We start from the raw sequence: 23,599 nt of genomic DNA on the forward strand, positions 1-23,599 counted from the left end.
TGGATAACGGGGAAAATCAAAACCAATTCCAGGGGGATAAGATCAAACTAAAATGGACTTTCAATGCCACACAAGGCAACGGTAGAGACCTGTAAGATTGAAAAAGGTGCGTTAGTGCAGTTCGCTAATTTCGATTTGGACCATTCTCTGTCAAAGTTGAACGTGGCTAGGTTTCGTTGATTCATATCTATTTCCTCGATTTTAGTGAGTTAATGAGACCCATTTGAAATAAAAACAATAAAGGGCTGGGACAGTTGGTGAACTGTCCCGCTTTATTTAAGAGAGTTTAGAAATGGGGAAATCTAATTAGCATTTATTGGTTGATTTGATCTTTCCTTATATTGTTACGATTCAAAAAAATATCGAAGGCTTTTTAATGGTTATTCAGTCTTTTATTTGGAAGGTAAACCCGGGTCAGATCCGTCAGCGGCAATGACTTTGGGGAGTTGTAAAAAATAGGAGTGAAGATATTTGAAGAAAATGATCACAGTTTTAGCTATTTTATCATTGTTATTTTTACTTAGTGCCTGTTCTGCTCTAACCTCAGGAGAAGGGAGCAAGGTACTTGTTAAAACGGAATATGGAAATATCACAAAAGATGATTTATATAAAGAAGTAATAAGTTCCGACCGGGGAAAGGAATTAATTCAGAAGATGGTCTATATGCAAATTTTGGAGGGCAAATATGAGGTATCTGATAAAGAGGTGAATCAACGGCTGGACCTTATAAAGGAAGAGGCTGGTGATAAAGATGGATATAAAATGTACCTAGAAAAACAGGGCTTTAAAAATGAAAATGAACTAAAGAATCAAATTAAACAATCCATTTATTTCTTTAAAGCAACAACAGATGGAGTGAAAGTCACAGATAAACAAATAAACGATTACTATGAACAAAATAAAGACCAATACATTGAGGTGAAAGCCAGCCATATTCTTGTCGATAAGGAGGAAACTGCTAAAGAAATAGAAAAGGAACTAAAGAATGGAGCTGACTTTGCCGAAATGGCAAAAAAACAATCGACGGATAAGGTGTCTGGCGCAGAAGGCGGGGATTTGGGCTATATCTCCGGGAGCGATGAAATGGATTCGACATTTCTAGCGGCAGCTTTAAAATTGAAAAAAGATGAGGTGAGCGAACCAATCAAGACAAAGTTCGGCTATCACATCATTAAGGTAACAGACAGAAAGGAAACGCCATTAAGCAAGGTCAAGAATCAAATCAAAGAAACGCTCCTGGGTAAAGATGCAAAACCCCTACAGGAGATCTTAAACAAAATAAATAAGGAAATTGAGGTTAAAGGGGATGCATTTAAAGATGCCTTTAAGGATGTGGAAATACAACAACGACAAGACATCCCTCAACTTTAAAATGTTCAGTCATTAACTGTTATTAGTACGGTTAAAGCGTATAGCGTAAAATAAAACCACTTTTATTAAAAAAGAAGGTGTTCCCTAGAGGTTCATCTTCTTTTTTTTTTTAACATTTTAATAATAGTTTTTGATTTTTTTGAAAATATAGAATAATAGAGGAATAACTCAATAAAAGAAGTAAATTGTGCTTTATAAAGGGAATATAGCATTATTTGCAAGTTTAAAAACATATTAAATTAGATTATACTAAAACTTGTTGGTTCTTTATAAAGTAAATATTGAACCTCAATAAAGTTTAGATGTTATTAATTATCTGATTAATAACATGTTTGGTTCTTTAAAAGTTCAAAAATACAAAGAGAGGTGATTTACTGTTTTTTCCATCTATCATCATTAATAAAATAATATTGCTAGGAGGGCGGGAATATTGAAGATTAATAAGAAAATAATCTCTTCTGCTTTGGCTCTATCCGTGGTACTCGGTACATTCACTACAGGAATTTCAACCCCAACTGCTCATGCAAACGATGTTCAGGGACTAAAGATTCAATATAATGACGAGTATTTAACTCCATCTTATATAGTGGAGAATTGGGCTCCGAAAACAAAAAAGGGTTTAAGCAAGAAAGATATTGCTTTTGCTTATCTAGGGGAGAACAGCGGAAAGTTTAAACTAAAGGGGGACGCGAGAAACCACTTTAAAGTAATACAAGAACAAGCCGATAAAAAAACAGGCACCTATCACTTTAGGTTGATTGAGCAGTATAAAGGAATCCCTGTTTTTGGTACAGATTCAACAATAGCCTTGGATAAAAATGATAATGTAACTTCTTTCTTCGGTGAGGTTGTACCTAATCTGGAAAAGGAAAATATCGATACTGTTGCGACTATTTCCGATAGTGAAGCTATTAAAATTGCAAAAGCTGCGATTGAAAAGAAAATCGGCAATGTAGAGCACTATGATGGTGATGTGACAGCTGAACAATTTATTTACGAATTCGAAGGTAAGTTCTACAACACTTATCTCGTGAAAGCCTCAACGGTAGAACCTAAGGTGGGTTACTGGCACTATTTCGTTGATGCAACAAATGGAAATATTGTTGATCGATATAATGCTTCCGATGAAGTTATCGCGTTCGGTAATGGGGTGTTCGGCGACAAGCAGATGTTTGAAGCCCAATTTATTGACGGTGTCTATGGTCTCAATGATACAACAAGAGGAAAAGGAATCGTTACGAATGACGCAAAGAACGCTAACAAAATGGTAACAAGTCCTAGTAAAATGTTCACAGATGGAGCAGCAGTAAATGCCCATTCATTTGCACAGATGACATACGACTATTATCTAAAGACTTTTGATCGTAATTCAATTGACGATAAAGGATTTAAATTAATCTCTGCGGTCCACGTAAATAACAACTGGAATAATGCATCATGGAATGGAAGACAAATGTCATATGGTGATGGCGATGGAATCGCCTATCACAATTTTGCAGGGGGATTAGACGTTGCTGCGCATGAGTTGACTCATGGAGTAACTGAACATACAGCAAATTTAATCTATTCAAACGAATCCGGTGCCCTTAACGAATCCATCTCCGATATATTTTCTAAAATGGTTGACAGAAATGATAATGAATGGCTAATTGGAGCGAAGATTGTAAAAGATGGCAGAAAAGCACTTCGTTCAATGAGTAATCCGGCCGAAATCGTGGATACCAGAACTGAAAGCGGTTTCTCTCCTGATCATTGGAGTAAGCGCTACATCGGTACGTTGGATAATGGCGGAGTTCATATTAACAGCAGTATTAACAACAAAGCTGCTTATCTTATTTCCGAGGGTGGAGCCCATTACGGTGTAACCGTCAAAGGAGTCGGACGTGAAGCAACAGAGCAAATTTATTACCGTGCCCTAACAAAATATTTAACAGCTAGGTCCAACTTTACTATGATGAGACAAGCTGCCATCCAAGCTGCTACAGACTTATATGGAGCTAATTCCAAAGAAGTTAAAGCTGTACAACAAGCATATACGGCTGTTGGGGTAAATGATTCAACAACTAAAATTGAACTCGAAAACGGGATGACAAAGCCTATTTATTCTACCGATGATGCGATTGTTGAGAATCTTTTCGTTGAAACTACGGTAGACAGTGATCGTGACGGGAAACGTGACAAAATTTCAATTCAAGTGATGAGACCTAAAACGGATCCGGGCATTAAAGTTCCAGCCATTTATGAGATTAGTCCTTATCGCTCTGGAATCTTAAATGTGCCTGTCTATAATGTTGATGTCGAACTTACACCTGTACCTGGACCGGATGGTCAAAGTGGAGGCAAGCCTAATGCTCGACCGGCGAACCTAGGAACAATTGGAAATTATTATGTTCCTAGAGGATATGCAGTCATCCTAGCTGAAAGTATTGGAACAGGAAAGTCAGAGGGCTGCCCAACTACTGGTGATGAAAATGAGACTCTCGCAGCAAAATCAGTCATTGACTGGTTGAATGGCAGTGCCAAAGCATATACAACTGATGGAAAGGAAGTTACCGCTGAATGGTCGACTGGAAACGTTGGGATGACAGGTACTTCTTACAACGGAACATTGCCTAACGCAGTTGCAACTACTGGTGTTAAAGGCTTAAAGGCAATTTTGCCAATCTCAGCAATCAGCAGTTGGTATGATTATTACCGCGCAAATGGTGCCGTCATCGCACCGGGAGGTTACCAAGGGGAAGATGCTGACAATATGGCAGCAGCTGTATTGACAAGGAAGATGCCTGAAGTCTGCCATAAGATTATTGATGAATTTACAGTCGGATTAGACAGGAAGTCGGGCGATTATAATAGCTTCTGGGATAAACGTAATTTTGTCAAAGATGCAAAAAATATTAAGGCGAGTGTTTTTATTGTCCATGGCCTTAGTGATTGGAATGTGAAGACGAAACATTTCGACCAATGGTGGAAAGCACTAGAACAAAATAATGTGCCGCGGAAGATGTGGCTCCATCAAGGAGGCCATGGAGGTACGACGACAAACAATTGGAAACAAAGCGAAAACAAATGGTTTGATTATTGGTTATATGGAGTTGACAACGGAATTATGGACGAACCAGCCGTCGATGTTCAACGTGAGGATAAAACGTGGCAGAAACAATCTAATTGGCCAGAGGCTACTGCCGTTCCCGTTAAACTGCAATTGGGGTCGGCTGAAGGGAGTTCTGCAGGCGTATTAAGCATCTTGCCGCTTGCTGACAAACCAAATGAGAAAAAATCTTTGATTGATGACCCAAAGAAAAAAGCGACTACTCTAATTACAAATCCTGATGTGGAAAATCCGAACCGTCTTGTCTATTTGACTCAAGCACTTACAGAAGATGCACGGATCAGCGGTACGCCTTTCGTAAGCTTAAAGGCAAGCATTGACCGTCCAGTTTCAAACTTGACCGCTCTGCTTGTTGATTATAGCGGTTCTAAAGCCACGGTTATTACGCGTGGATGGATGGACCCACAAAACTTACAAGGTGCTGATCGTTCGGAAAGGCTTGTCCCTAATCAAGAATATACATTTAAATGGGACATGCAGCCGGAAGATTACGTATTTAAAAAAGGAAGCAAGATCGGTCTGGTTATTATCGCCACTGATTACGATTATACCCAACGACCATCCGGGGGAACAAAAATCACGATAACACCTACAAGCAGTGAATTTACTTTGCCGATTGTCGGTGGAATTAAAAAGTAGATTTTGAAATTAAGAGGTAAAGAGTTAGATAACAAGTTTTTTATATGAGGTACTAAGGTTTCCTAGATCATGAATTGAGCCGACAACTGATGATACAGACTGCCGGCTCAATATGCATAAAATCCAACAAAACTATTAACTTGGCGGTTATTTTTTCAATAATTTATAGGCTAAAAAAATAAATAGAAAGAGATATTTGTAAGGAGGGCGTGGGAATTGAAGATAAAGAAAAATATGATTTCATCCGTTTTGGCACTGTCCGTTGTAATTGGCACATTCACAACAGGCAGTTCACTTGCAACAGCACAAGAAGCTGCAGCACAAGGACCGAAGATTCAGTATAATGACCAGTACGATACCCCATCTTATATTGTAGAAAATTGGGCCCCGAAATCGAAAAAAGGCTTAAGCAAGAAAGAGATTGCCTTTGCCTATCTTGGAGAGAACGGCCAAAAGTTTAAACTAAAGGGTGACATGAATAAGCACTTTAAAGTAACAGAAGAACAAGCTGATAAAAAGACAGGAACCTATCACTTTAGACTAATTGAGCAATATAAAGGAATTCCTATTTTTGGCTCTGATTCGACAATTGCCTTGGACAAAAATGATAATGTGACATCCTTTTTCGGCGAAGTAGTTCCTAATCTGGATGATAAAGAGATTTATACAGAGACAGCTATTTCAGATAAAGATGCTATTAAACTAGCAAAAGAAGCGATTGAAAAGAAAATTGGCAAAGTAGACAAGTATGATGGTGACGTGACGTCCGAACAATTTATTTATGAGTTTGAGGGTAAGTTCTATAACACTTATCTCATAAAAGCCTCAACGGTAGAACCTAAGGTGGGTTACTGGCATTACTTCGTTGACGCCACAAACGGGAAGATTGTGGACAACTATAATGCTGCTCAGGAAGTGACGACATTTGGGTATGGTGTTTTCAATAACAAGCAGATGTTTGAAGCCCAGTTGATCGACGGTGTATACGGGATGTATGATTCGACACGCGGAAAAGGGGTAGTCACAAACGATGCGAAGAACGGCAACAAAATGGTCACGAGCTCTAGTAAAATGTTCAATCAAGACGGTGCCGCAGTAGACGCTCATGCCAATGCTCAGAAGGTCTATGATTACTTCCTCAAAACTTTTGAGCGCAATTCAGTAGATGACAATGGGCAGCAATTGATCTCTGCTGTACACGTAAATACTGATTGGAATAATGCCTCATGGAACGGAAGACAAATGTCGTACGGTGATGGTGATGGAGTCACTTATCACAACTTTGCTGCGGGATTAGATGTGGCAGCGCATGAGATTGCCCATGGCGTCACACAGCATACAGCTAACTTAGTTTATCGAAATGAATCAGGTGCCTTAAACGAATCGATGTCTGATATCTTTGCGGCAATGGTTGACAGAGATGATCATGAATGGCTGATCGGAGAAAAGATCGTAAAAGATGGAAGAAGAGCCTTACGTTCTATGAGTAACCCTGCTGAAATCGTAGACACCAGAACTGATAGCGGATTCTCACCTGACCATTGGAGCAAACGCTATATTGGTACATTAGATAGTGGCGGGGTCCATATCAATAGTAGTATCAACAACAAAGCTGCCTATCTGATCTCTGAAGGCGGCAAGCACTACGGTGTAACTGTTAAGGGGGTTGGCCGTGAAGCGACAGAGCAAATCTATTACCGTGCTCTTTCTAAATATTTAACAGCTAGTTCCAACTTTAGCATGATGAGACAAGCTGCCATTCAAGCTGCAACAGATTTATATGGCACTAATTCTACAGCTGTTAAAGCTGTAAATGCTGCTTATGATGCTGTTGGTGTATTTGAAAATGGTTTGTCTCAAGCAAGATATTCCTACAAAGATGCAATTCGTGAAACAGTTTATATCCAAACAAACCTAGATACAAATAAAGATGGCATCCCTGATCGGATTGCAGCTGACATCATCCGTCCGAAAGAAACGGAAGATGGACTAGTCGTACCAGTAATTATGATCGCAAGTCCTTATTATGATAATCTTGGACGCGGTAATGAATCACAGCTTAAGAAATATAAAAATGGGAAACCTGACTCGTTCCCGCTTTATTTTGATAACTATTTTGTTCCACGCGGTTATGCTGTGGTACAGGTAGATATGATTGGTACTAACCAGTCTGACGGTTGTCCAAAAACAGGAGGAACTGAAGAAACCGAAGGTGTGGTTGCGGTTATCGATTGGTTAAATGGAAGAACGGCTGGAACCAATAAAAGTGGTAATGAGATGAAGGCGAGCTGGAGCACTGGAAAAGTAGGGATGTATGGTAAATCCTATGATGGCACCCTTGCAAACGCTGTGGCTGCAACCGGTGTTAAAGGCTTAGAAACCATTGTTCCTGTTGGATCAATCAGTAGCTGGTATGATTATTATCGTTCAAATGGCACAGTTTATTTTACTAATGGTCCCAATAATCTGGCTAATACAGTAGGTAACGCTTTACGTCGCGCGCAATGTACACCTGTACGTGAAGAATTGAGAGTAGGGGCAGATGATGCAACCGGAAACTATAATGATTTCTGGGATAGTCGGGACTATGTTAAAAATGCGGATAAGGTAAAAGCCAGTGTTTTCATGATTCATGGCTTAAACGATTTAAACGTTAAAGCAAATAATTATTCTCAATGGTGGGAACAACTTGCGCAAAATAAAGTTCCTCGAAAAATTTGGCTTACACAAACAGGACATACCGAACCATTTGACTACCGTCGTGACGAATGGGTAAAAACAATTCACCGTTGGTTCGACTATTGGCTGCTAGGAATAAATAACGGCATCATGGACGAGCCTATGGCGGATATTGAGCATGATCCGAATGTTTGGGAGAAGCATTCCTCCTGGCCAGATATTAATACAAAGAAGGTAACGTTACGATTAGGAATTGGTGAAAATGATACTGCTGGAAGTTTAACTACAAATCCGGCAGAGGGAAAACCGACGATCAGCTTTACTAATAATCCTTTGTTAACGGAAACCCAAGCGGTCACAAATCAGTTAACGAAGCGTAATGATCGAGTCGTTTTCCTTTCTCCTGAATTGACGGAAGAAGTGCGGCTTAGTGGTGTGCCAGAGTTCGAAATACATGGCAAAGTAAGCGGGGGAGAGGCCAATCTTACAGCTTATTTAGTTGATTACGGCACAGGTACGAGGGTTGATTATGGAAATGGTGAAGGTATCCAGACTATTAGTACTGTTGACTGTATAGGGGACAGCAGCGATGCAGATTCAGCCTGCTATAAACGGGTCTCAGTTCGTACCAAAACTTCAGCTTATGAAGTTGTTAGCCGCGGCTGGATGGATACGAAGAACTATAATTCTCTTCGAGTTGGTGAAATACTAAATCCTGACCAAACCTATCGTTTTAACTTTAAAGGTCTTCCACACGACTATTTATTTAAGCCTGGTCACAAGATCGGCATCGTGATAACAAGCAGTACAAGGACAAATACAGTAGCAAAACAAAAAGCTGCGACTATTGAAATGGACCTTGGGAAAAGCAAAATCGATTTACCAACTGTTGGAGGCAAAGGAGATTTTTAATAACAGATAGAGAAACAGATTATGCATGTTTAGGAATATCTCACCAGTCCTTAAATTAGTTTTTTCTAGCGGCTGGTGAGAGTATATCATAAAAATTTTGCTATAGAGAGTTAATCGAATCATAGACTTATTAGAGGAGCGAGAAAATGAAAATTTACAAGAAAGTGGTTTCTAATGGTTTTGCCCCGTCCATTGTACTCGGTACATTTTCTACGGTAGGTTCGCTTGCCACGACACTGGAAGTTGAAGCCCAGTGCCCAAAGATTCAACATATTGAGGAGAACATGACCCCGTCTTTTTTTGCGGAAACATGGGCTCCGGAATCGAAAAAAAGGCATGAGTAAGAAGGATATAGTCTTTGCCTATCTTAAAAAGACTAGCCCAAGTTTTCAATTAAAAGGTGACATGGAAAAACACTTTATGGTGATAGAAGAACAGGATGATATAAAAACCGGAACACACCACTTTAGATTGATTCAGCAATATAAGGGTATCCCTATTTATGCTTCTGATATAACAGTCGCATTAGACAAAAATGATAATGTCATGGCATTCTTTGGTAAGGTATTACCTGAACCTGACGATAAACTCCTCAATAAAGTTGCAGCTATTTCTGAAAAGGGAGCTATTAAAAAAGCGAAAGAAGCGATTGAAAAGAAAATTGGAAAAGTGAAACAGTATGATGGCGATGTGACCGCCGAGCAATATATCTATGAATTTGAGGGTATGTTCTACTATACATATCTCGTAAAAGCTTCAACGGTAGAACCCAAGGTAGGCTACTGGCATTATTTCGTTGATGCCACTAATGGAAACATTGTAGATAACTATAATGCCGCGGAAGCGTTTGATTAGAGGGACTTCAAAAACAAGCAAAGCATGAATTGGTGATCCCCAGTAGCAAGAAGATTTCCCACTTAGGACATCTTCTTTTTAATAAATATGCTAGTAGTCCCAATAATAATTTCAATAATGATAGGATAAAAGGTTTGAATTTGCATTTTTCAGAAAATGGAGAAAAAAGGAGAAATAATTCGATAATCGGAGGAAAAGGTACTTTTTAGAGTATAAACAGCCATATTTGCAAGTTTGAAATCATAGTAATCTAGTTTATACTAAAATTAATTGTTCTTCATTGAGAATTAATATGACCTCAATTAGGAATAATTGAAGTATGTGTCTAATACCAGATTAGTAACTAGTTAGTTTCCTACTAAAGTTACAATCTACCCTTAATTAAAAAGTGAGGTGAGTTATTGTACTAAAGAACTAAAGTTTTTGGGATCGACTCATTGATCATCAGGGATGGCGGAAATATTTTTAAAGGAAAAGATGAAGGGGAGGAAATAAAGTGGGTATTAAGAAAAAATTTGGTTTAGGCTTAGCCTCGGCAGCACTAGGACTATCATTAATCGGTGGGGGTACATATGCATTCTTCAGTGATACAGAAGTAACGCATAATACATTTGCTGCAGGCACATTGGATTTATCTGTTGATCCTGGTGTGATTGTTAACCTTAAGGATCTTAAACCTGGCGATACGATGATGCGTGATTTCAAATTAGCCAATAATGGCTCCTTGAAAATCAAAGACGTAAAATTAAAGACGGAATATTCTGTTGTTGATGCCAAAGGTAATAACGGCGCGGAAGATTTCGGGAAACACATTATGGTGAGATTCTTATGGAATTGGGACAAAGAAAATGAACCTATTTTTGAAACGACACTGGCAGATTTAAAAGCAATGAGCCCAGATCTTGTTCAGAAGACCATTTTAGATCCATTTTTTAAGAAAAATAGTGGACTTGAACCTGGTGCAGTCAATGACCTATGGGTACAGTTTGACTTCTTAGATAATGGCCAGGATCAAAACGTGTTCCAAGGTGATACGCTTAAACTTGATTGGACATTTAACGCATCACAAACGGCTGGAGAAGCTAGGTAATAATTCTTTAATTATAAACGGACTTAATTATTGCTAATTTAATAAAATAATATATTGTTTGGAGGTTGTTATATGAAATACAATAAGAAAGTTATTTCCTCTGCATTTGCTTTATCGATTGCACTTGGAACATTTGCAACAAGTGGTCTAGCTGCAAGTCCGCAGGAACCACATGTCAAGTATAATGCGGAGTATGGAACACCTTCCTTCATGGGTGAAACTTGGGCTCCAAAAACGAAAAAAGGGTTAAGTAAGAGGGATATTGCCTTTTCTTATCTTGAGGAAAATGGCAAAAAATTCAAACTAAAAGGTGACATGAATAAGAACTTTAAAGTAATTCAAGAGCAAGCCGATAATAAATTAGGAACCCATCATTTTAGATTTGTTGAGCAGTATAAAGGAATTCCAATTTTCGGATCTGATTCAACTTTAGCACTGGATAAAGATAACAATGTTACATCCTTTTTCGGTGAGGTTGTACCAAATCTTGACGATAAAAATATCAATACAGAAACTGCTATTTCTGAATCTGAAGCAATCAAAATAGCAAATGCAGGTATTGAAAAGAAAATTGGCAAGGTTGACCAATATGATGGTGACTTTGATGTTGAACAGTTTATCTATGAACATGATGGTGCTTTCTATAACACATATCTAGTAAAAGTTTCTACTGTTGAACCTAAGGTTGGTTATTGGCATTATTTCATTGATGCAACGAACGGAAATATTGTTGATCGATATAATGCCTCTGATGAAGTCATCGCATTTGGAAACGGAGTGTTTAACGACAAGCAGATGTTTGAAGCCCAATTCATTGACGGAGTATATGGACTCAATGATACGACAAGAGGAAAAGGGATCGTCACCAATGACGCAAAGAACGCTAACAAAATGGTAACTAGCATAAGTAAAATGTTTACAGATGGGGCAGCAGTAAATGCCCATACATTTGCACAAAAGACATACGACTATTATCTAAAGACCTTTGATCGTAATTCAGTCGATGATAAAGGATTTAAATTAGTCTCTGCTGTCCACGTAAATAACAACTGGAATAATGCCTCCTGGAACGGAAGACAAATGTCATACGGTGATGGGGATGGTGTGAACTATTACAATTTTGCCAGCGGATTAGACGTTGCTGCGCATGAGTTGACTCATGGAGTAACGGAGCATTCAGCCAATTTAATCTATTCATATGAGTCCGGTGCTCTAAACGAATCTATGTCTGATATCTTTGCTAAAATGGTTGACAGAGATCCAGAATGGCTAATTGGAGAGAAGCTTATTAAATCTGGACCTAATAGAGCACTTCGTTCTATGAGTAATCCGGCTGAAATTATCGACACTAGAACTGAAAGCGGTTACTCACCAGACCATTGGAGCAAGCGCTATATTGGCACATTAGACAGTGGCGGCGTTCATATCAACAGCAGTATTAATAATAAAGCTGCTTACCTGATTTCGGATGGCGGGACCCATTACGGTGTTACAGTGACTGGGGTAGGGCGTGACGCAACAGAACAAATCTATTACCGTGCCCTTACAAAATATTTAACAAAAAGCTCTAACTTCTCTATGATGAGATCAGCAGCCATTCAAGCGGCAACGGACCTATATGGAGCTAGTTCCAAAGAAGTTAAAGCTGTTCAACAAGCGTACACTGCTGTAGGTGTTTTATAAATTTAAACAAAAGAAAGAGGGTGCCTCAAACTTAACCATTTGGGTCACCCTCTTATTTAAGAAAAAAATAGATTATTCCCTATAAGAAGTGTGCGAAATTTAATTTTGGAGGATTGGAAACTTGAAATTTAATAAGAAAATGATGTCTTCTACTTTAGCCCTATCCATTGCGTTTGGGACGTTTGTTACAGCTGGCTCAGCTGCAAGTTCTCAGGGATCGAAGATTCAGTATAGCGCTGAGCATGGTACTCCTTCATTTATTGGCGAAACTTGGGCACCGAAAACAAAAAAAGGATTAAGTAAAAGAGATATTGCCTTTTCATATCTTTCAGAGCATAGTCAAAAGTTTAAACTTAAAGGTGATATGAAAAAACATTTTAAAGTAAAGGAAGAAAACGCTGATAAGGTAACAGGTACCTATCACTTTAGGCTTGTTGAAGAATACAAAGGAATACCTATATTTGGAAGTGAATCAACACTAGCTCTAGATAAAAATGATAATGTGACATCTTTTTTCGGTGAGGTCGTGCCAAATCTTGATGATAAAAATATCGATACAGTAGCTGCTATTTCCGAAAATGAAGCGATTAAAATTGCAAAAGCAGCCATTGAAAAGAAAATTGGCAAGGTAGAACAGTATGATGCGCCATTAAGTGCTGAACAGTTTATCTATGAACACGAGGGTGCATACTATAATACTTATCTTGTTAAAGCCTCTACCACAAACCCTAAAGTAGGATATTGGCATTATTTCGTTGATGCGACAAACGGAAATGTTGTAGATCATTATAATGCAGCTCAAGAATTATTTGCCTTTGGGTCAGGCGTTCTTGGAACTAAACAGCTGCTGGATGTTCAATTTATTGATGGATTATATCAGCTTCATGGTCTATCCAGAGGAAAAGGAATTATCACCTATGATCAATCAAGCGGCAAAAATATCCTTGTCACAAGCTTGTCTAAAGCTTTTCACGATGGAGCATCTGTAGATGCACATGCAAATGCCATGATCGTGTATGATTATTTCAAAAATACCTTTGAGCGTGATTCTGTTGATGATAAAGGTCAGGCATTAATCTCCGCTGTCCACGTTGGTGATAAATGGAATAATGCGTCGTGGAATGGAGTTCAAATGTCATATGGTGATGGTGATGGTGTTACACGCGCATTTTATTCGGCGGCACTAGATGTAGCTGCACATGAGATGGCCCATGGTGTTACTCAACATACAGCCAATTTAACCTACCGAAATGAATCCGGAGCATTGAATGAATCCATGTCTGACATTTTTGGCGCAATGGTGGACAGAGATAACTGGCTAATCGGCGAGAACGTTGTAGTAAATAAAGATGAAAAAATCGCGATTCGTTCTATGAGTAATCCTGCTGAAATTGTTGATGTGAGAACAGAAAGCGGCTATTCTCCTGACCATTGGAGTAAAAGATATATCGGTACCTTAGATAGCGGCGGAGTTCACATCAACAGCAGTATTAATAACAAGGCAGCATATCTAATATCTGATGGCGGAACCCATTATGGTGTAACCGTAAAGGGTGTTGGCCGGGAAGCAACAGAACAAATCTATTACCGTGCTCTATCGTTATATTTAACACAAAGTTCAAACTTTAAAATGATGAGGCAAGCTGCTATCCAAGCCGCCACAGATTTATATGGAGCTAGCTCCAATGAAGTTAAAGCTGTCCAAGCCGCTTACACTGCGGTAGGAATTGATTAATATTTAGCTGGGTGTCCTTGGAATTTTTGGACACCTTCTTCTATCACAGTTCTAATATGGACGATAAAGCTAGGGATATAATCCCATCGTATAACTTGAACATGGGAAAAAGAGATTCATTACATAGAAGTATTTTTACTATTTAGTGAAATGATAAATTAATAGAAAATCCTAAATATTAAGAAAAACGGAGTATATTCAAGAAAACGAACGAAAACGATAGTTTATAAAGAACAAATGGATGAATTTGAACTTTTCCAAAATAATACCGATGAAATAAACTAAGATTAAATGTTCATTATATAAAATAATAACAATTAGAGAAAAAACGAAGTCCGTGAGGAGGGGTTAAGATACTATACAGAACATTAGGAGCATTTAGGAGGAAAAGAAATTCAACATGGATAGTTGTTAAACTGTTAGCCGGATTCTATTTATTTTTGTGGGCCATTGTCCCTATTACTGGTAAGACGAATGCTTCTTTTTCTCATACTAGTACTGTAAGTGGAGTAATGCAGGCAGGAACATGGGAGAGTCAAGACAATTCAGGTTGTTCAGATAATCACGGTCATGGGGATTGTAGTAAATTAAAGTTTACAGGTGAAAGATTTGATGGTCAAAAAATATATGTATCCCTCAAGAACTCAGGAGCCGATATGAAAACAAGCGGGAAATATGAGATTTATTTTATTGAAGAGAGTAACCCGAAAAATGGAAGCAAGATTTCAGAAACTCTACCATTTAAGCCGATTTTTAAAGATCAAGAACTATTATTATCTTTTACACCAACTAAAAGTGGATTCTACATGTTTAAGATGATTGACGAAGATCATCCAGGAAAGGGTGTGCATGAACTCTGGAGTGGGAAAATTGAAGTCCGTACAAAAGACAAGATAAATTCTTTAAATGAGATCCATGAGAACAGTAACACTGAAAAACAGGAAAAAACAAACATTTCGATAGAATATAATTCTGAATCTAGGAAAGTCCAAAATGAGTTCCTAAAGAAAGTGTAGATAAAGAAGAAAATACTTAAAGTTTTTATTAGAGGAAAGTGAGGAACCTACTTATTGGTTATTCATTTATAAATTATGAAAAGGCAGGTGAAAAGTATGAAAAAGATTTTGAAAGTAATTAGCAACTTAATTACATTAGTTTTATTCTTAAATTTAATCCTTATGGCTTTTCTTGTAATCTCCTCAAAGGCATCTAAAGGAGAGACCCAGCTCTTTGGATATCAGCTTAAATCCGTCTTATCCGGTTCAATGGAACCGACCTTTCTAACCGGGTCTATAATTGGGGTAAAACCACTAAACTCGGAAGCAAGAAGCAAGCTTAAAAAAGATGATATTATTACATTCAAAACAAATGAAGGAATTCTAGTAACTCATAGAATTATTGGGGTTACAGAAAGCGGACAAAATATTCTTTATGTAACCAAAGGTGATAACAATAATGCTTCTGATCAGGATCCAGTTTTATCTGATAATGTTGTTGCTATCTATTCCGGATTTACTATGCCTTATATTGGATACTTCATTAACTTTGCTCAATCAAAAGAAGGCACTGCCCTCTTGCTCGTTGGCCCAGGTATTTTGCTACTAGGTTATGCAGCTTTTATTATTTACCGCGGACTAAAAGAACTTGATGTAAAAACCAAAAATTTGGAAAAGAAAGAGGATGTAGTTTAGTTTCAATGAAAATCATTTATTATTGTAGGGGAACAACTAAGTGAAGGGATAAATATATAGAGCAAAAGAAGATAGAGGGATGAACAATCTGGACATTTGGAGTTATAAGAGGCACATTACGATGTAATGTGCCTCTTTAAAATATACTATTATTTCGATTTTTATTTTTTCGTAGTTTCTTTTTCAGAATCCTTCTTTAAAAGCGCATCGAAGGTTTTCTTTAAATCATTATCCTTTACATTTATATTTGATTTTTTTAAAACTTTACTAATGACCTCACTTGGGTTTCCGTGTTCTAATACATATTTTTTCTCAAGCTCTTTTTTTACTTCTTCAAAAGATTCTTTTTCTTTTTTATCCGTTAACTGAATAATATGCCATCCATGAATAGTTTGAACCGGGTCACTAATTTCATTCTTTTTTAATTTATATGCTACTTTTTCGAATTCAGGAACCATGTCACCTGCTCTAAACCAACCTAAGTCTCCGCCCCAAACAGCAGTTGGGTCGTCGTTTGAATATTCTTGGGCTAATTTTTCGAATGAACCGCCATTATCAAGTTTCGTTTTAACTTCCTTTGCGGTCTCTTCATCTGGAACTAAAATATGGCTGGCTCTAATTTGTGGCTGCCAGTCTTCATAGTATTTTTTTAAGTCTTCATCTGATATTTTTAAATCCTTCTTAGCAGCCTGTTCCATTAGGAGACTCAATTTTATTCCTTTTTTATAGTTTTCAAATGTTTTATATTGGCTTTGTTGAATTGCCTGCTCGAACTGATCTCCCATCTTTTCTTTATCTTTATTAATAGCATCATTTACTTCTTTGTCACTTACTTTAAAATCTTTAGAAAGAATTTTGGTTAAAACAATTGATTGAAGTGCTTCTCCTACTTGATCGCCATAACCAGCTTTTAATTCAGCTAATAAGTCTTCTTCTGTTACACTACCAACTTTTGTTTCGGCAACAATTTTCCCGGTTGGAGTACTACTACAGCCGGAAAAAGTTAACAATCCGGCAGCCATTGACATAACAAGAATTGTTTTTTTCATATAAATAATGCACCTCTCTACTGATTTACTCTAGTTTTTTTTGTATATAACTACTGTATCATAAAACGAACGATTGTAAAACAAATATTAACAATATTAGAAATTTTATATTATTTTTAGATGTTTTTTTAAAATAAAAGGGGGAATTTGTCTTAGGGTGAAATTTATTGTATGTTATTAAGAATATTAAAAATAACCTGTATTCCGGAAATTATACTTAAACATTTTCAGTTTTAAAGGGGAGTATTGTCTTGTCAAAAATGTTGATAAGGAATAAACTCAAATAATAATATAAATAGAGATTGCTTTTCTTTCGGGAGTGGGAATGCGTTGGAAAATAAATGTAAAAATAATATACTATTAATAGGGTTTATGGGTGTTGGGAAGACAACGATTGGGAAACTTCTAGCCCAAAAATTAAATCGTAAATTTATTGATATTGATGAAGAAATTGAAAGAGAATTCGATATGCCCGTATCACAGATTTTTAAAAACATTGGTGAAAAGGCATTTAGAGAAAGAGAAAAAGAATTAATAACAAGCCTAACCGAAAAGCAGCTTAAGATTATTTCTGTAGGTGGCGGCGCTTTTTTACAGCAAGAAATCAGACAGCTGTGTTTAGCATCTTCCATTGTTATTTTCCTTGATCTATCCTTTGAGGGTTGGAAGGACAGAATAGATTTAATTATTGTCAGCCGCCCTGTGTTACATGGAAAGTCAATCGAGGAAATGGAAAAGCTTTTTTATTACAGACAAGAAATTTATGCTAATCACCACCTGAAGATCACATCTGACAACAAGGATGCAGAGGAAATAGCTGATGAGATTGTACGTAAATTAATAGTGGATTTTGATATTTTCGTGTAATTTAGAAGGTGAGGAAGTTAATGAAAAAAACTTTAACAGTAAGAGGGCTGACAATCGGTGAAGGGGCGCCAAAAATTTGTGTCCCGCTGGTTGGAGAAACTCTATCGCAATTAAAGGAAGAAGCTGTCTACCTCAAAACGCTAGATTTAGATGTCGTTGAGTGGCGTGTGGATTTTTTTGAACATGTAGATGATATAGAGGAAATTAAGGCGGCGTTGGGAGAAATACGTGCAATCCTAACTGATACACCAATTATCTTTACATTCCGTAGCGCCAAAGAAGGCGGCGAAAAGGAAATCAGCACTGATTATTATTTTGAATTAAATAAGATTATAGCTGGATCTGGTCAAATAGATATTATTGATGTTGAATTGTTTAATGAGGGAAATGATATTAAAGCAATAATAGAATTAGCCCATAGATATGGTGTATTCGTCATTATTTCCAATCATGATTTTGACAAGACGCCATCTAAGGAAGAAATCGTTTCACGGCTAAGGAAAGCAATGGAAATAGGAGGAGATATTCCAAAGATTGCGGTGATGCCAAGAAGTTCAACAGATGTCTTAACTCTCTTAGACGCAACAAACACGATGAATGAACAATACGCAGACAGACCATTCATAACAATGTCAATGTCGGGCAAAGGGCTAATCAGCCGTATAGCTGGTGAATTATTTGGTTCAGCTCTCACGTTCGGAGCGGCTAAGCAGGCATCGGCACCAGGGCAAATTGATGTGGTTGAATTACGCAGGGCAATTAACCTTTTACACTCAAATTTATAATCAATCTAAAAAGCACTCCAAGAGTGCTTTTTTTGCATTAATAAACATGACATATGTCATATGAACTTATTCTTCCAGTCACTATAAGCGCCACTCAATTTGGAATATGATTACATTAGAAAACGGAAAGGGAGTTGGGAACATGTTACTAGAAGTGAACAATCTAATTAAACGATATGGTGATTTCCTTGCATTAGATCATATAACATTTGCCGTAAAAGAAGGAGAAATTTTTGGCTTATTGGGGCCAAATGGAGCTGGAAAAACAACGACGATCAGCATTATCTCGAGCCTTACTCAGTATGATGGCGGAGAAGTAAAGTTTCTTGGAAAAGAGATCAAGCGGCATGAAATGGAAGTTAAGCAGGAGCTCGGAATCGTTCCGCAAGAAATCGCCATATTTGAAGACTTAACGGCATATGAAAATCTCGATTACTTCGGGCGTCTTTATGGACTAAGAGGAAACCTTTTAAAGGAAAGAATTACTGAGGCCCTCGCGTTTACAGGGCTTACCGATAGACGGAAGGATCGGCCAAAAGGATTCTCCGGCGGGATGAAACGGAGGTTAAATATTGCCTGTGCCATTTTGCATCATCCAAAGCTCATCATTATGGATGAACCAACCGTAGGAATCGACCCGCAATCAAGAAATCATATTTTACAATCAATTAAAGAATTAAATAAGATGGGCTCGACGATTATTTATACCTCTCATTATATGGAAGAGGTTGAAGAAATCTGTACGCGTGTGGCCATCGTCGACCACGGCAGAGTGATTGCCCAAGGGACGAAGGAGGAGCTAACTGCGCTTGTTTCCACCGAGGAAAAATTGGTCATTGAGTTATCTTCAGTAAACTACACTGTCGTTGAACAAATTAAATCAATCTCGAGTATTCGTGAATGCATTATCAAAGGAAACAGCTTAGAAGTGGTAGGGAAAAAAGGAGAACATAATGTAAGTCGGGTCATCAATCTCCTGACTGAAGCAGGCATAGAAATTCTTTCCTTGAATGTGGAAAAACCAAGTTTGGAAGCCGTGTTCCTAACGCTTACTGGAAGATCACTGCGAGATTAAGAGAAAGAAGAGGTGAATTCAATGAATATATTATCGATTGCTTACTATACGTTTATCCGTAATATAAGAGATGTTAAAGCGATGCTTGCGTTTATTTTACTACCGATACTAATGATTCTGATTCTTGGAAAGGCGCTTGATAGTGCCTATACGCCAAAGAAAATCGATCCAATGAATGTTGGTTATTTTAGTAAAGATGACGGGCTGTTAAACAATTCCTTGAATGAATTTTTTACAGCAAAGGAAACACGCACGATATTAGAAGTAAAGAAGGTTAATACATTTAAGGACGGTATGGACCAAGTCAAGTCTGGAAAGTTAAAAGGCTTGGTCTATCTTGAAAAAGGAATGTCAAACAGCTATGAAAATGGTGAGCATGTGAACATTAACTTTTACAGTAAAGAGAAAAACTCTTACGTCCAGCCAGTTTTAGAAAGTTTTGTCCGCACCTTTAATATTGGAAACACACTGATCAAGATTAATGGACAGCAAGTGCAGCCTAATTCCAACCCTTCGATAATTAAAGAAGTAAAAATAGTGACAGAAGGGAAAATACCGCGCGGAATTGATTATTATTCGCTGACAGCATTATTTCAATCTTTGTTGTTCGGCGCTATTTTTGGAGTATTTGCGATAACGAAGGATTTAGGGAACCATACAAACCTACGAATGAACACAGCCCCAATCCAGACTAGTAAAATCATCCTTGGAAAATTAGCAGGTAGTACGTTGACATTGTATGGGATCTCCCTATTTATTTTTCTGATTTCAAAATTTGTCTTTCAAGCAAATTTGAATGGCAGCTTATGGCTCATTCTCTTAGTACTATTTTTGTTTTCTGCGATTGCAGTCGCCTTTGGAATGATTCTAGCCTATATATCAAAAAGCACGATGACATCAGCACTAAGTATCTTTATTATTGGGACTATCCTTACTTTAGTTGCTGGTGGATTTTCACGAATGGACGGAAAAGTAATTGAAATGCTAAGCTACCTTTCACCTAACACCTATGCGCAAAAGGCGTTATTCACCAATATTTTTGAAGGTACCTTCACGCAATCGAATATTTTCGGATTAGTAATCTATACGATTATTGTTATTGCTCTTACATTTATTACCGGAAGGAGGAGAGTTGCATGACCATTTTCGTGAATTCTTTAAAAAGAATTTTTCGCAATAAAGTTCAGATTTTCTTTATCTTGTTGTTTCCACTTGCATTTACAACGTTAGGGTTTATTGGGCAGGAGCCCACCGTTAAAGTGGCTGTGATTGATAAGGATCATACAGAATTTACAGCTGATTTAACTCGGAATTTAAAAACAAAAGCTGAAATCCGCCATGTGAAAGAGGAAGAAATAAACAACGATCTCAAAACTTTAAAGGTGGATTATGTGGTTGTGATTGATAAGGGGTTTACAGATAATCTCATTCAAGGAAAAAATGGAGGGATTACGAGTTACTCTGTCAAAGAATCTAACTTTTCTAAACCGGTTAGTGCATTTTTGGAACAATGGCTCAGTCATGCAAGGATGGTTTCTGAGGCTGTCGGCCATAACCAAGAATCCTTCTACAAGGAATTTTCTAACTATGATCAGCATGGTGCGATACAACTCAAGCACAAGTTAGCCGTTAATGAAGGAGCGGAAAGAACAAGATCGGTGTTAGGATACCTTATTATTTCGATGTTGTATACTTCCTTAATTGTTGGTTTGTTTATTATTTTTAATAAAAACAACCACACACTGTATCGCACACTTACCGCACCTGTAAAAATTAGAACCTATATGCTTCAAATTGTTAGCAGCTTTCTATTTGTTTCGTTTATACAAATTTCCTTTGTCCTGCTGATTTTAAAATATGTTTACAAACTATACCTTGGTAGTGCTGGGCTTTCCATCTTTGTGTTGTTACTACTATTTTCATTAGTGTCTGTATCTTTTGGCGTGGCAATCAGCTCAATTTCGAAAAATACCATTCAGGCATGCTTAATTGGTATCTGTATAGTTGCGCCGCTCGCTATGCTTGGCGGGGCTTACTTTCCACTCGACTTTGCACCGGATATCGTCAAGACGTTAAGTAACTTCACACCAGTATCATGGGTGATTCATGGAATTGAGAAACTTTTGCATGGCGACTCCCTTACTTCACTAGTAAAAGAAATATCCATCCTATTAATGTTTTCGATAATTTTCTTCTTATTAGGAACATTTAGAAAGGCGGATATTGCTAAATAAAGTATAATGAAGGAAAAGATTAATGGCAGGGGATGACATGAACTATATCGTTAAAGCAGCGATAATCCTATATCTAAGTTTAGAACTGATTATCGATTATTCTATAGCTTACCAATCATTTCTTATCCTCTTGGTGGTTATTGCCGTAAATATTTTTAAAGAAAGATACTTCGATTCTGTATATTTAACCATCGTAACGCTGCTGATAACATTTGCAGCCGTTACGGTGGATTTCCGTTTTTCTATACTGTTCGCGCTATGTAGCTATGACTTTATTTTAAAAAGAATGTATGTTGGATTTGGCGTATCGGCTACATGCATGATTTATTTACTTAGATCAAGCGATTTGCTAACCTACCTGTTGATTGTTCTTTTTTGTAGTTTACTAGCTTATGTTATTTATAAACGGAAGGAAGAGCAAGACCATTTTAAGCAAATTGTAGATAACGAGCGACGTCTCCGGTATGAACTTGAAGATACAAAGGCAAAGCTGCTTCATTCGGCAAAGGAAGTGGCAAATATTGCTGAAGTTAGGGAGCGGAATCGAATTGCCCAGGAGATACACGATAGTATCGGGCACAATATTGCGGGAATTTTATTTCAATTGCAAGCAGCATACAAGCTGCATTCAAAAGATCATGAGAAATCGTTGGACATGATTCAAAAGTCGATTGAGGGCTTAGCAAAATCGGTTGAGTTACTTCGTGATACCGTACATAATATTAAGCCAAAAGAAACTTTAGGAATAGAATACATTAAAAATATTATCGATCAGTTTCGTTTTTGTCCGGTTGAACTTCAATTGAGCGGCGATTTTAATAAGATTCCCGCAAATCATCTCGAATTGTTGAGTGCAAATTTAAAAGAGGCACTAACAAATGCAGCACGATATTCTAATGCTACAAAAGTAAATGTAAATATTGAAGCAACAGATCAGTATACGAGGATGTATATAAGAGACAATGGGGGTGGCTGTCAAATGATGAAAGAGGGACTTGGTCTTCGTGGGATGAAGGAAAGGGTTAAAAATGTTGGCGGCAGTCTTTCAATCTCCGCAAATGATGGTTTTTTAATTGTTTGTCTTATTCCGAAAGAAGGGAGTGGAATATTTGAAAGTTCTAATCGTTGATGATGATGCTTTAATTCGCGATGGTTTGAAGATTCTGATTGAACTCGAGGCAGATTTTGAAGTAACAGGTACAGCAGCGAATGGTCAGGAAGCATTAGAAATGTGCCAAAAACAAAGGCCAGACCTAGTTTTAATGGATATTCGTATGCCTGTTATGGATGGTGTATTGGGGACAAAACTAATAAAACAACATTTCAATACTATTAAAGTGGTAATCTTAACGACCTTCAAAGATGATGACTATATCAAAGAGGCGATAAGAAGCGGCGCTGAGGGGTATATTTTAAAAAATCAACCCGCAGACAGTATCATTGAAAGCCTTCGGGCCGTGGGAAAAGGAAATACCGTATTTCAAAGAGAAGTAGTTAGTGCACTGTCGACAATGCTAAAGGATGAAAAGAAACCGCCAGTAAAGCTAGGCTTATCTGACCGGGAACAGGAAATTTTGGGTCTTATTGCTGAAGGCTTATCAAATAAGGAAATTGCTGAACGGATTTATTTGAGTGAAGGAACTATAAGAAACTATACTACGGGGCTGCTTGAAAAATTAAAGTTACGGGATCGGACGCAGCTGGCGATATTTTATTTGAAGAATTTTTAATTGTCTTAAATCAAAGTTCTTGCAAAAGCAGGAGCTTTTTTATTATGCATAAATGATGTATAATCATAGAAAATTAAATGTAAGCGTTTTCAAAT

Annotated in this window: 19 protein-coding genes and 1 pseudogene; 19 read left to right on the plus strand and 1 reads right to left on the minus strand. The window is 37.5% G+C overall.

The window, feature by feature from the left end:
- From BANVL01_RS28645 to sipW, 12 genes and pseudogenes are all read left to right on the plus strand, one after another.
- Nucleotides 1-95: TasA family protein (locus BANVL01_RS28645; RefSeq protein ID WP_218010681.1), on the plus strand; the 95-nt coding region annotated here is incomplete at its 5' end.
- A 385-nt stretch (nucleotides 96-480) separates the two neighbouring features.
- On the plus strand, nucleotides 481-1,371 hold the full coding sequence (locus BANVL01_RS21045; RefSeq protein ID WP_235845685.1) for a peptidylprolyl isomerase: 891 nt from the start codon (nucleotides 481-483) through the stop codon (nucleotides 1,369-1,371).
- A 586-nt stretch (nucleotides 1,372-1,957) separates the two neighbouring features.
- A pseudogene (locus BANVL01_RS28795) lies at nucleotides 1,958-2,905 on the plus strand (M4 family metallopeptidase); the annotation flags it as partial.
- A complete protein-coding gene (locus tag BANVL01_RS28375; RefSeq protein WP_280513658.1) occupies nucleotides 2,897-5,119 on the plus strand; it encodes a Xaa-Pro dipeptidyl-peptidase in 2,223 nt (740 codons plus the stop codon). The pseudogene BANVL01_RS28795 and the gene BANVL01_RS28375, both read left to right, overlap by 9 nt.
- 222 nt (nucleotides 5,120-5,341) lie before the next feature.
- Nucleotides 5,342-8,710, plus strand: a complete 3,369-nt coding sequence (locus BANVL01_RS26950; RefSeq protein ID WP_174524282.1) for a Xaa-Pro dipeptidyl-peptidase — start codon at nucleotides 5,342-5,344, stop codon at nucleotides 8,708-8,710.
- A 146-nt stretch (nucleotides 8,711-8,856) separates the two neighbouring features.
- Nucleotides 8,857-9,054, plus strand: a complete 198-nt coding sequence (locus tag BANVL01_RS21060) for a hypothetical protein (RefSeq protein WP_066083755.1) — start codon at nucleotides 8,857-8,859, stop codon at nucleotides 9,052-9,054.
- On the plus strand, nucleotides 9,047-9,565 hold the full coding sequence (locus BANVL01_RS21065) for a PepSY domain-containing protein (protein WP_066083757.1): 519 nt from the start codon (nucleotides 9,047-9,049) through the stop codon (nucleotides 9,563-9,565). Before BANVL01_RS21060 ends, BANVL01_RS21065 begins: the two co-directional genes overlap by 8 nt.
- A 496-nt stretch (nucleotides 9,566-10,061) precedes the next feature.
- On the plus strand, nucleotides 10,062-10,655 hold the full coding sequence (locus tag BANVL01_RS21070) for a CalY family protein (RefSeq protein ID WP_066083760.1): 594 nt from the start codon (nucleotides 10,062-10,064) through the stop codon (nucleotides 10,653-10,655).
- Nucleotides 10,656-10,727: 72 nt separating this feature from the next.
- Nucleotides 10,728-12,338, plus strand: a complete 1,611-nt coding sequence (locus BANVL01_RS21075; RefSeq protein ID WP_066083763.1) for a M4 family metallopeptidase — start codon at nucleotides 10,728-10,730, stop codon at nucleotides 12,336-12,338.
- 139 nt (nucleotides 12,339-12,477) lie between these two features.
- Entirely contained in the window at nucleotides 12,478-14,073 is a 1,596-nt protein-coding gene (locus tag BANVL01_RS21080) for a M4 family metallopeptidase (protein WP_156482380.1), read from the plus strand.
- Nucleotides 14,074-14,426: 353 nt separating this feature from the next.
- The gene (gene tapA, locus BANVL01_RS21085; protein ID WP_082805087.1) at nucleotides 14,427-15,089 is read left to right on the plus strand and encodes an amyloid fiber anchoring/assembly protein TapA; all 663 of its coding nucleotides are present in this window, start codon (nucleotides 14,427-14,429) and stop codon (nucleotides 15,087-15,089) included.
- Between the two features lie 96 nt (nucleotides 15,090-15,185).
- Nucleotides 15,186-15,764, plus strand: coding sequence for a signal peptidase I SipW (gene sipW, locus BANVL01_RS21090; RefSeq protein WP_066083768.1), 579 nt, complete (start codon nucleotides 15,186-15,188; stop codon nucleotides 15,762-15,764).
- Nucleotides 15,765-15,925: 161 nt separating this feature from the next.
- Here sipW and BANVL01_RS21095 read toward each other — a convergent pair whose 3' ends face one another.
- Nucleotides 15,926-16,813: a peptidylprolyl isomerase gene (locus BANVL01_RS21095; RefSeq protein ID WP_066083772.1), complete on the minus strand. Its 888-nt coding sequence runs from the start codon at nucleotides 16,811-16,813 to the stop codon at nucleotides 15,926-15,928.
- A gap of 330 nt (nucleotides 16,814-17,143) precedes the next feature.
- Between BANVL01_RS21095 and BANVL01_RS21100 the strand changes: the two genes are divergently transcribed.
- The 7 genes from BANVL01_RS21100 (at nucleotide 17,144) to BANVL01_RS21130 (ending at nucleotide 23,504) form a co-directional block, all read left to right on the plus strand.
- Nucleotides 17,144-17,680 carry a shikimate kinase gene (locus tag BANVL01_RS21100; RefSeq protein ID WP_082805088.1) on the plus strand — a complete coding sequence of 179 codons (537 nt, stop codon included), beginning with the start codon at nucleotides 17,144-17,146 and terminating at the stop codon, nucleotides 17,678-17,680.
- A gap of 20 nt (nucleotides 17,681-17,700) precedes the next feature.
- Nucleotides 17,701-18,465 (plus strand): type I 3-dehydroquinate dehydratase, encoded by a 765-nt coding sequence (aroD, locus tag BANVL01_RS21105; RefSeq protein ID WP_066083775.1) that lies wholly within the window; start codon nucleotides 17,701-17,703, stop codon nucleotides 18,463-18,465.
- Between the two features lie 142 nt (nucleotides 18,466-18,607).
- Complete coding sequence (locus BANVL01_RS21110) at nucleotides 18,608-19,540, plus strand: ABC transporter ATP-binding protein (protein WP_066083776.1); 933 nt, start codon at nucleotides 18,608-18,610, stop codon at nucleotides 19,538-19,540.
- Between the two features lie 21 nt (nucleotides 19,541-19,561).
- Nucleotides 19,562-20,680 (plus strand): ABC transporter permease, encoded by a 1,119-nt coding sequence (locus BANVL01_RS21115; RefSeq protein WP_066083777.1) that lies wholly within the window; start codon nucleotides 19,562-19,564, stop codon nucleotides 20,678-20,680.
- Complete coding sequence (locus BANVL01_RS21120) at nucleotides 20,677-21,774, plus strand: ABC transporter permease (protein WP_066083778.1); 1,098 nt, start codon at nucleotides 20,677-20,679, stop codon at nucleotides 21,772-21,774. Before BANVL01_RS21115 ends, BANVL01_RS21120 begins: the two co-directional genes overlap by 4 nt.
- Nucleotides 21,775-21,811: 37 nt before the next feature.
- Nucleotides 21,812-22,903 (plus strand): sensor histidine kinase, encoded by a 1,092-nt coding sequence (locus tag BANVL01_RS21125; RefSeq protein ID WP_066096200.1) that lies wholly within the window; start codon nucleotides 21,812-21,814, stop codon nucleotides 22,901-22,903.
- Nucleotides 22,875-23,504 carry a response regulator transcription factor gene (locus BANVL01_RS21130; RefSeq protein ID WP_425311806.1) on the plus strand — a complete coding sequence of 210 codons (630 nt, stop codon included), beginning with the start codon at nucleotides 22,875-22,877 and terminating at the stop codon, nucleotides 23,502-23,504. The genes BANVL01_RS21125 and BANVL01_RS21130 overlap by 29 nt, the downstream gene beginning before the upstream one ends.
- The last annotated feature ends 95 nt before the right edge of the window (nucleotides 23,505-23,599 follow it).

Origin of the sequence: Neobacillus novalis NBRC 102450 (assembly GCF_001591805.1) — a bacterium.
GTDB classification, from domain to species: Bacteria; Bacillota; Bacilli; order Bacillales; family Cytobacillaceae; genus Neobacillus; species Neobacillus novalis.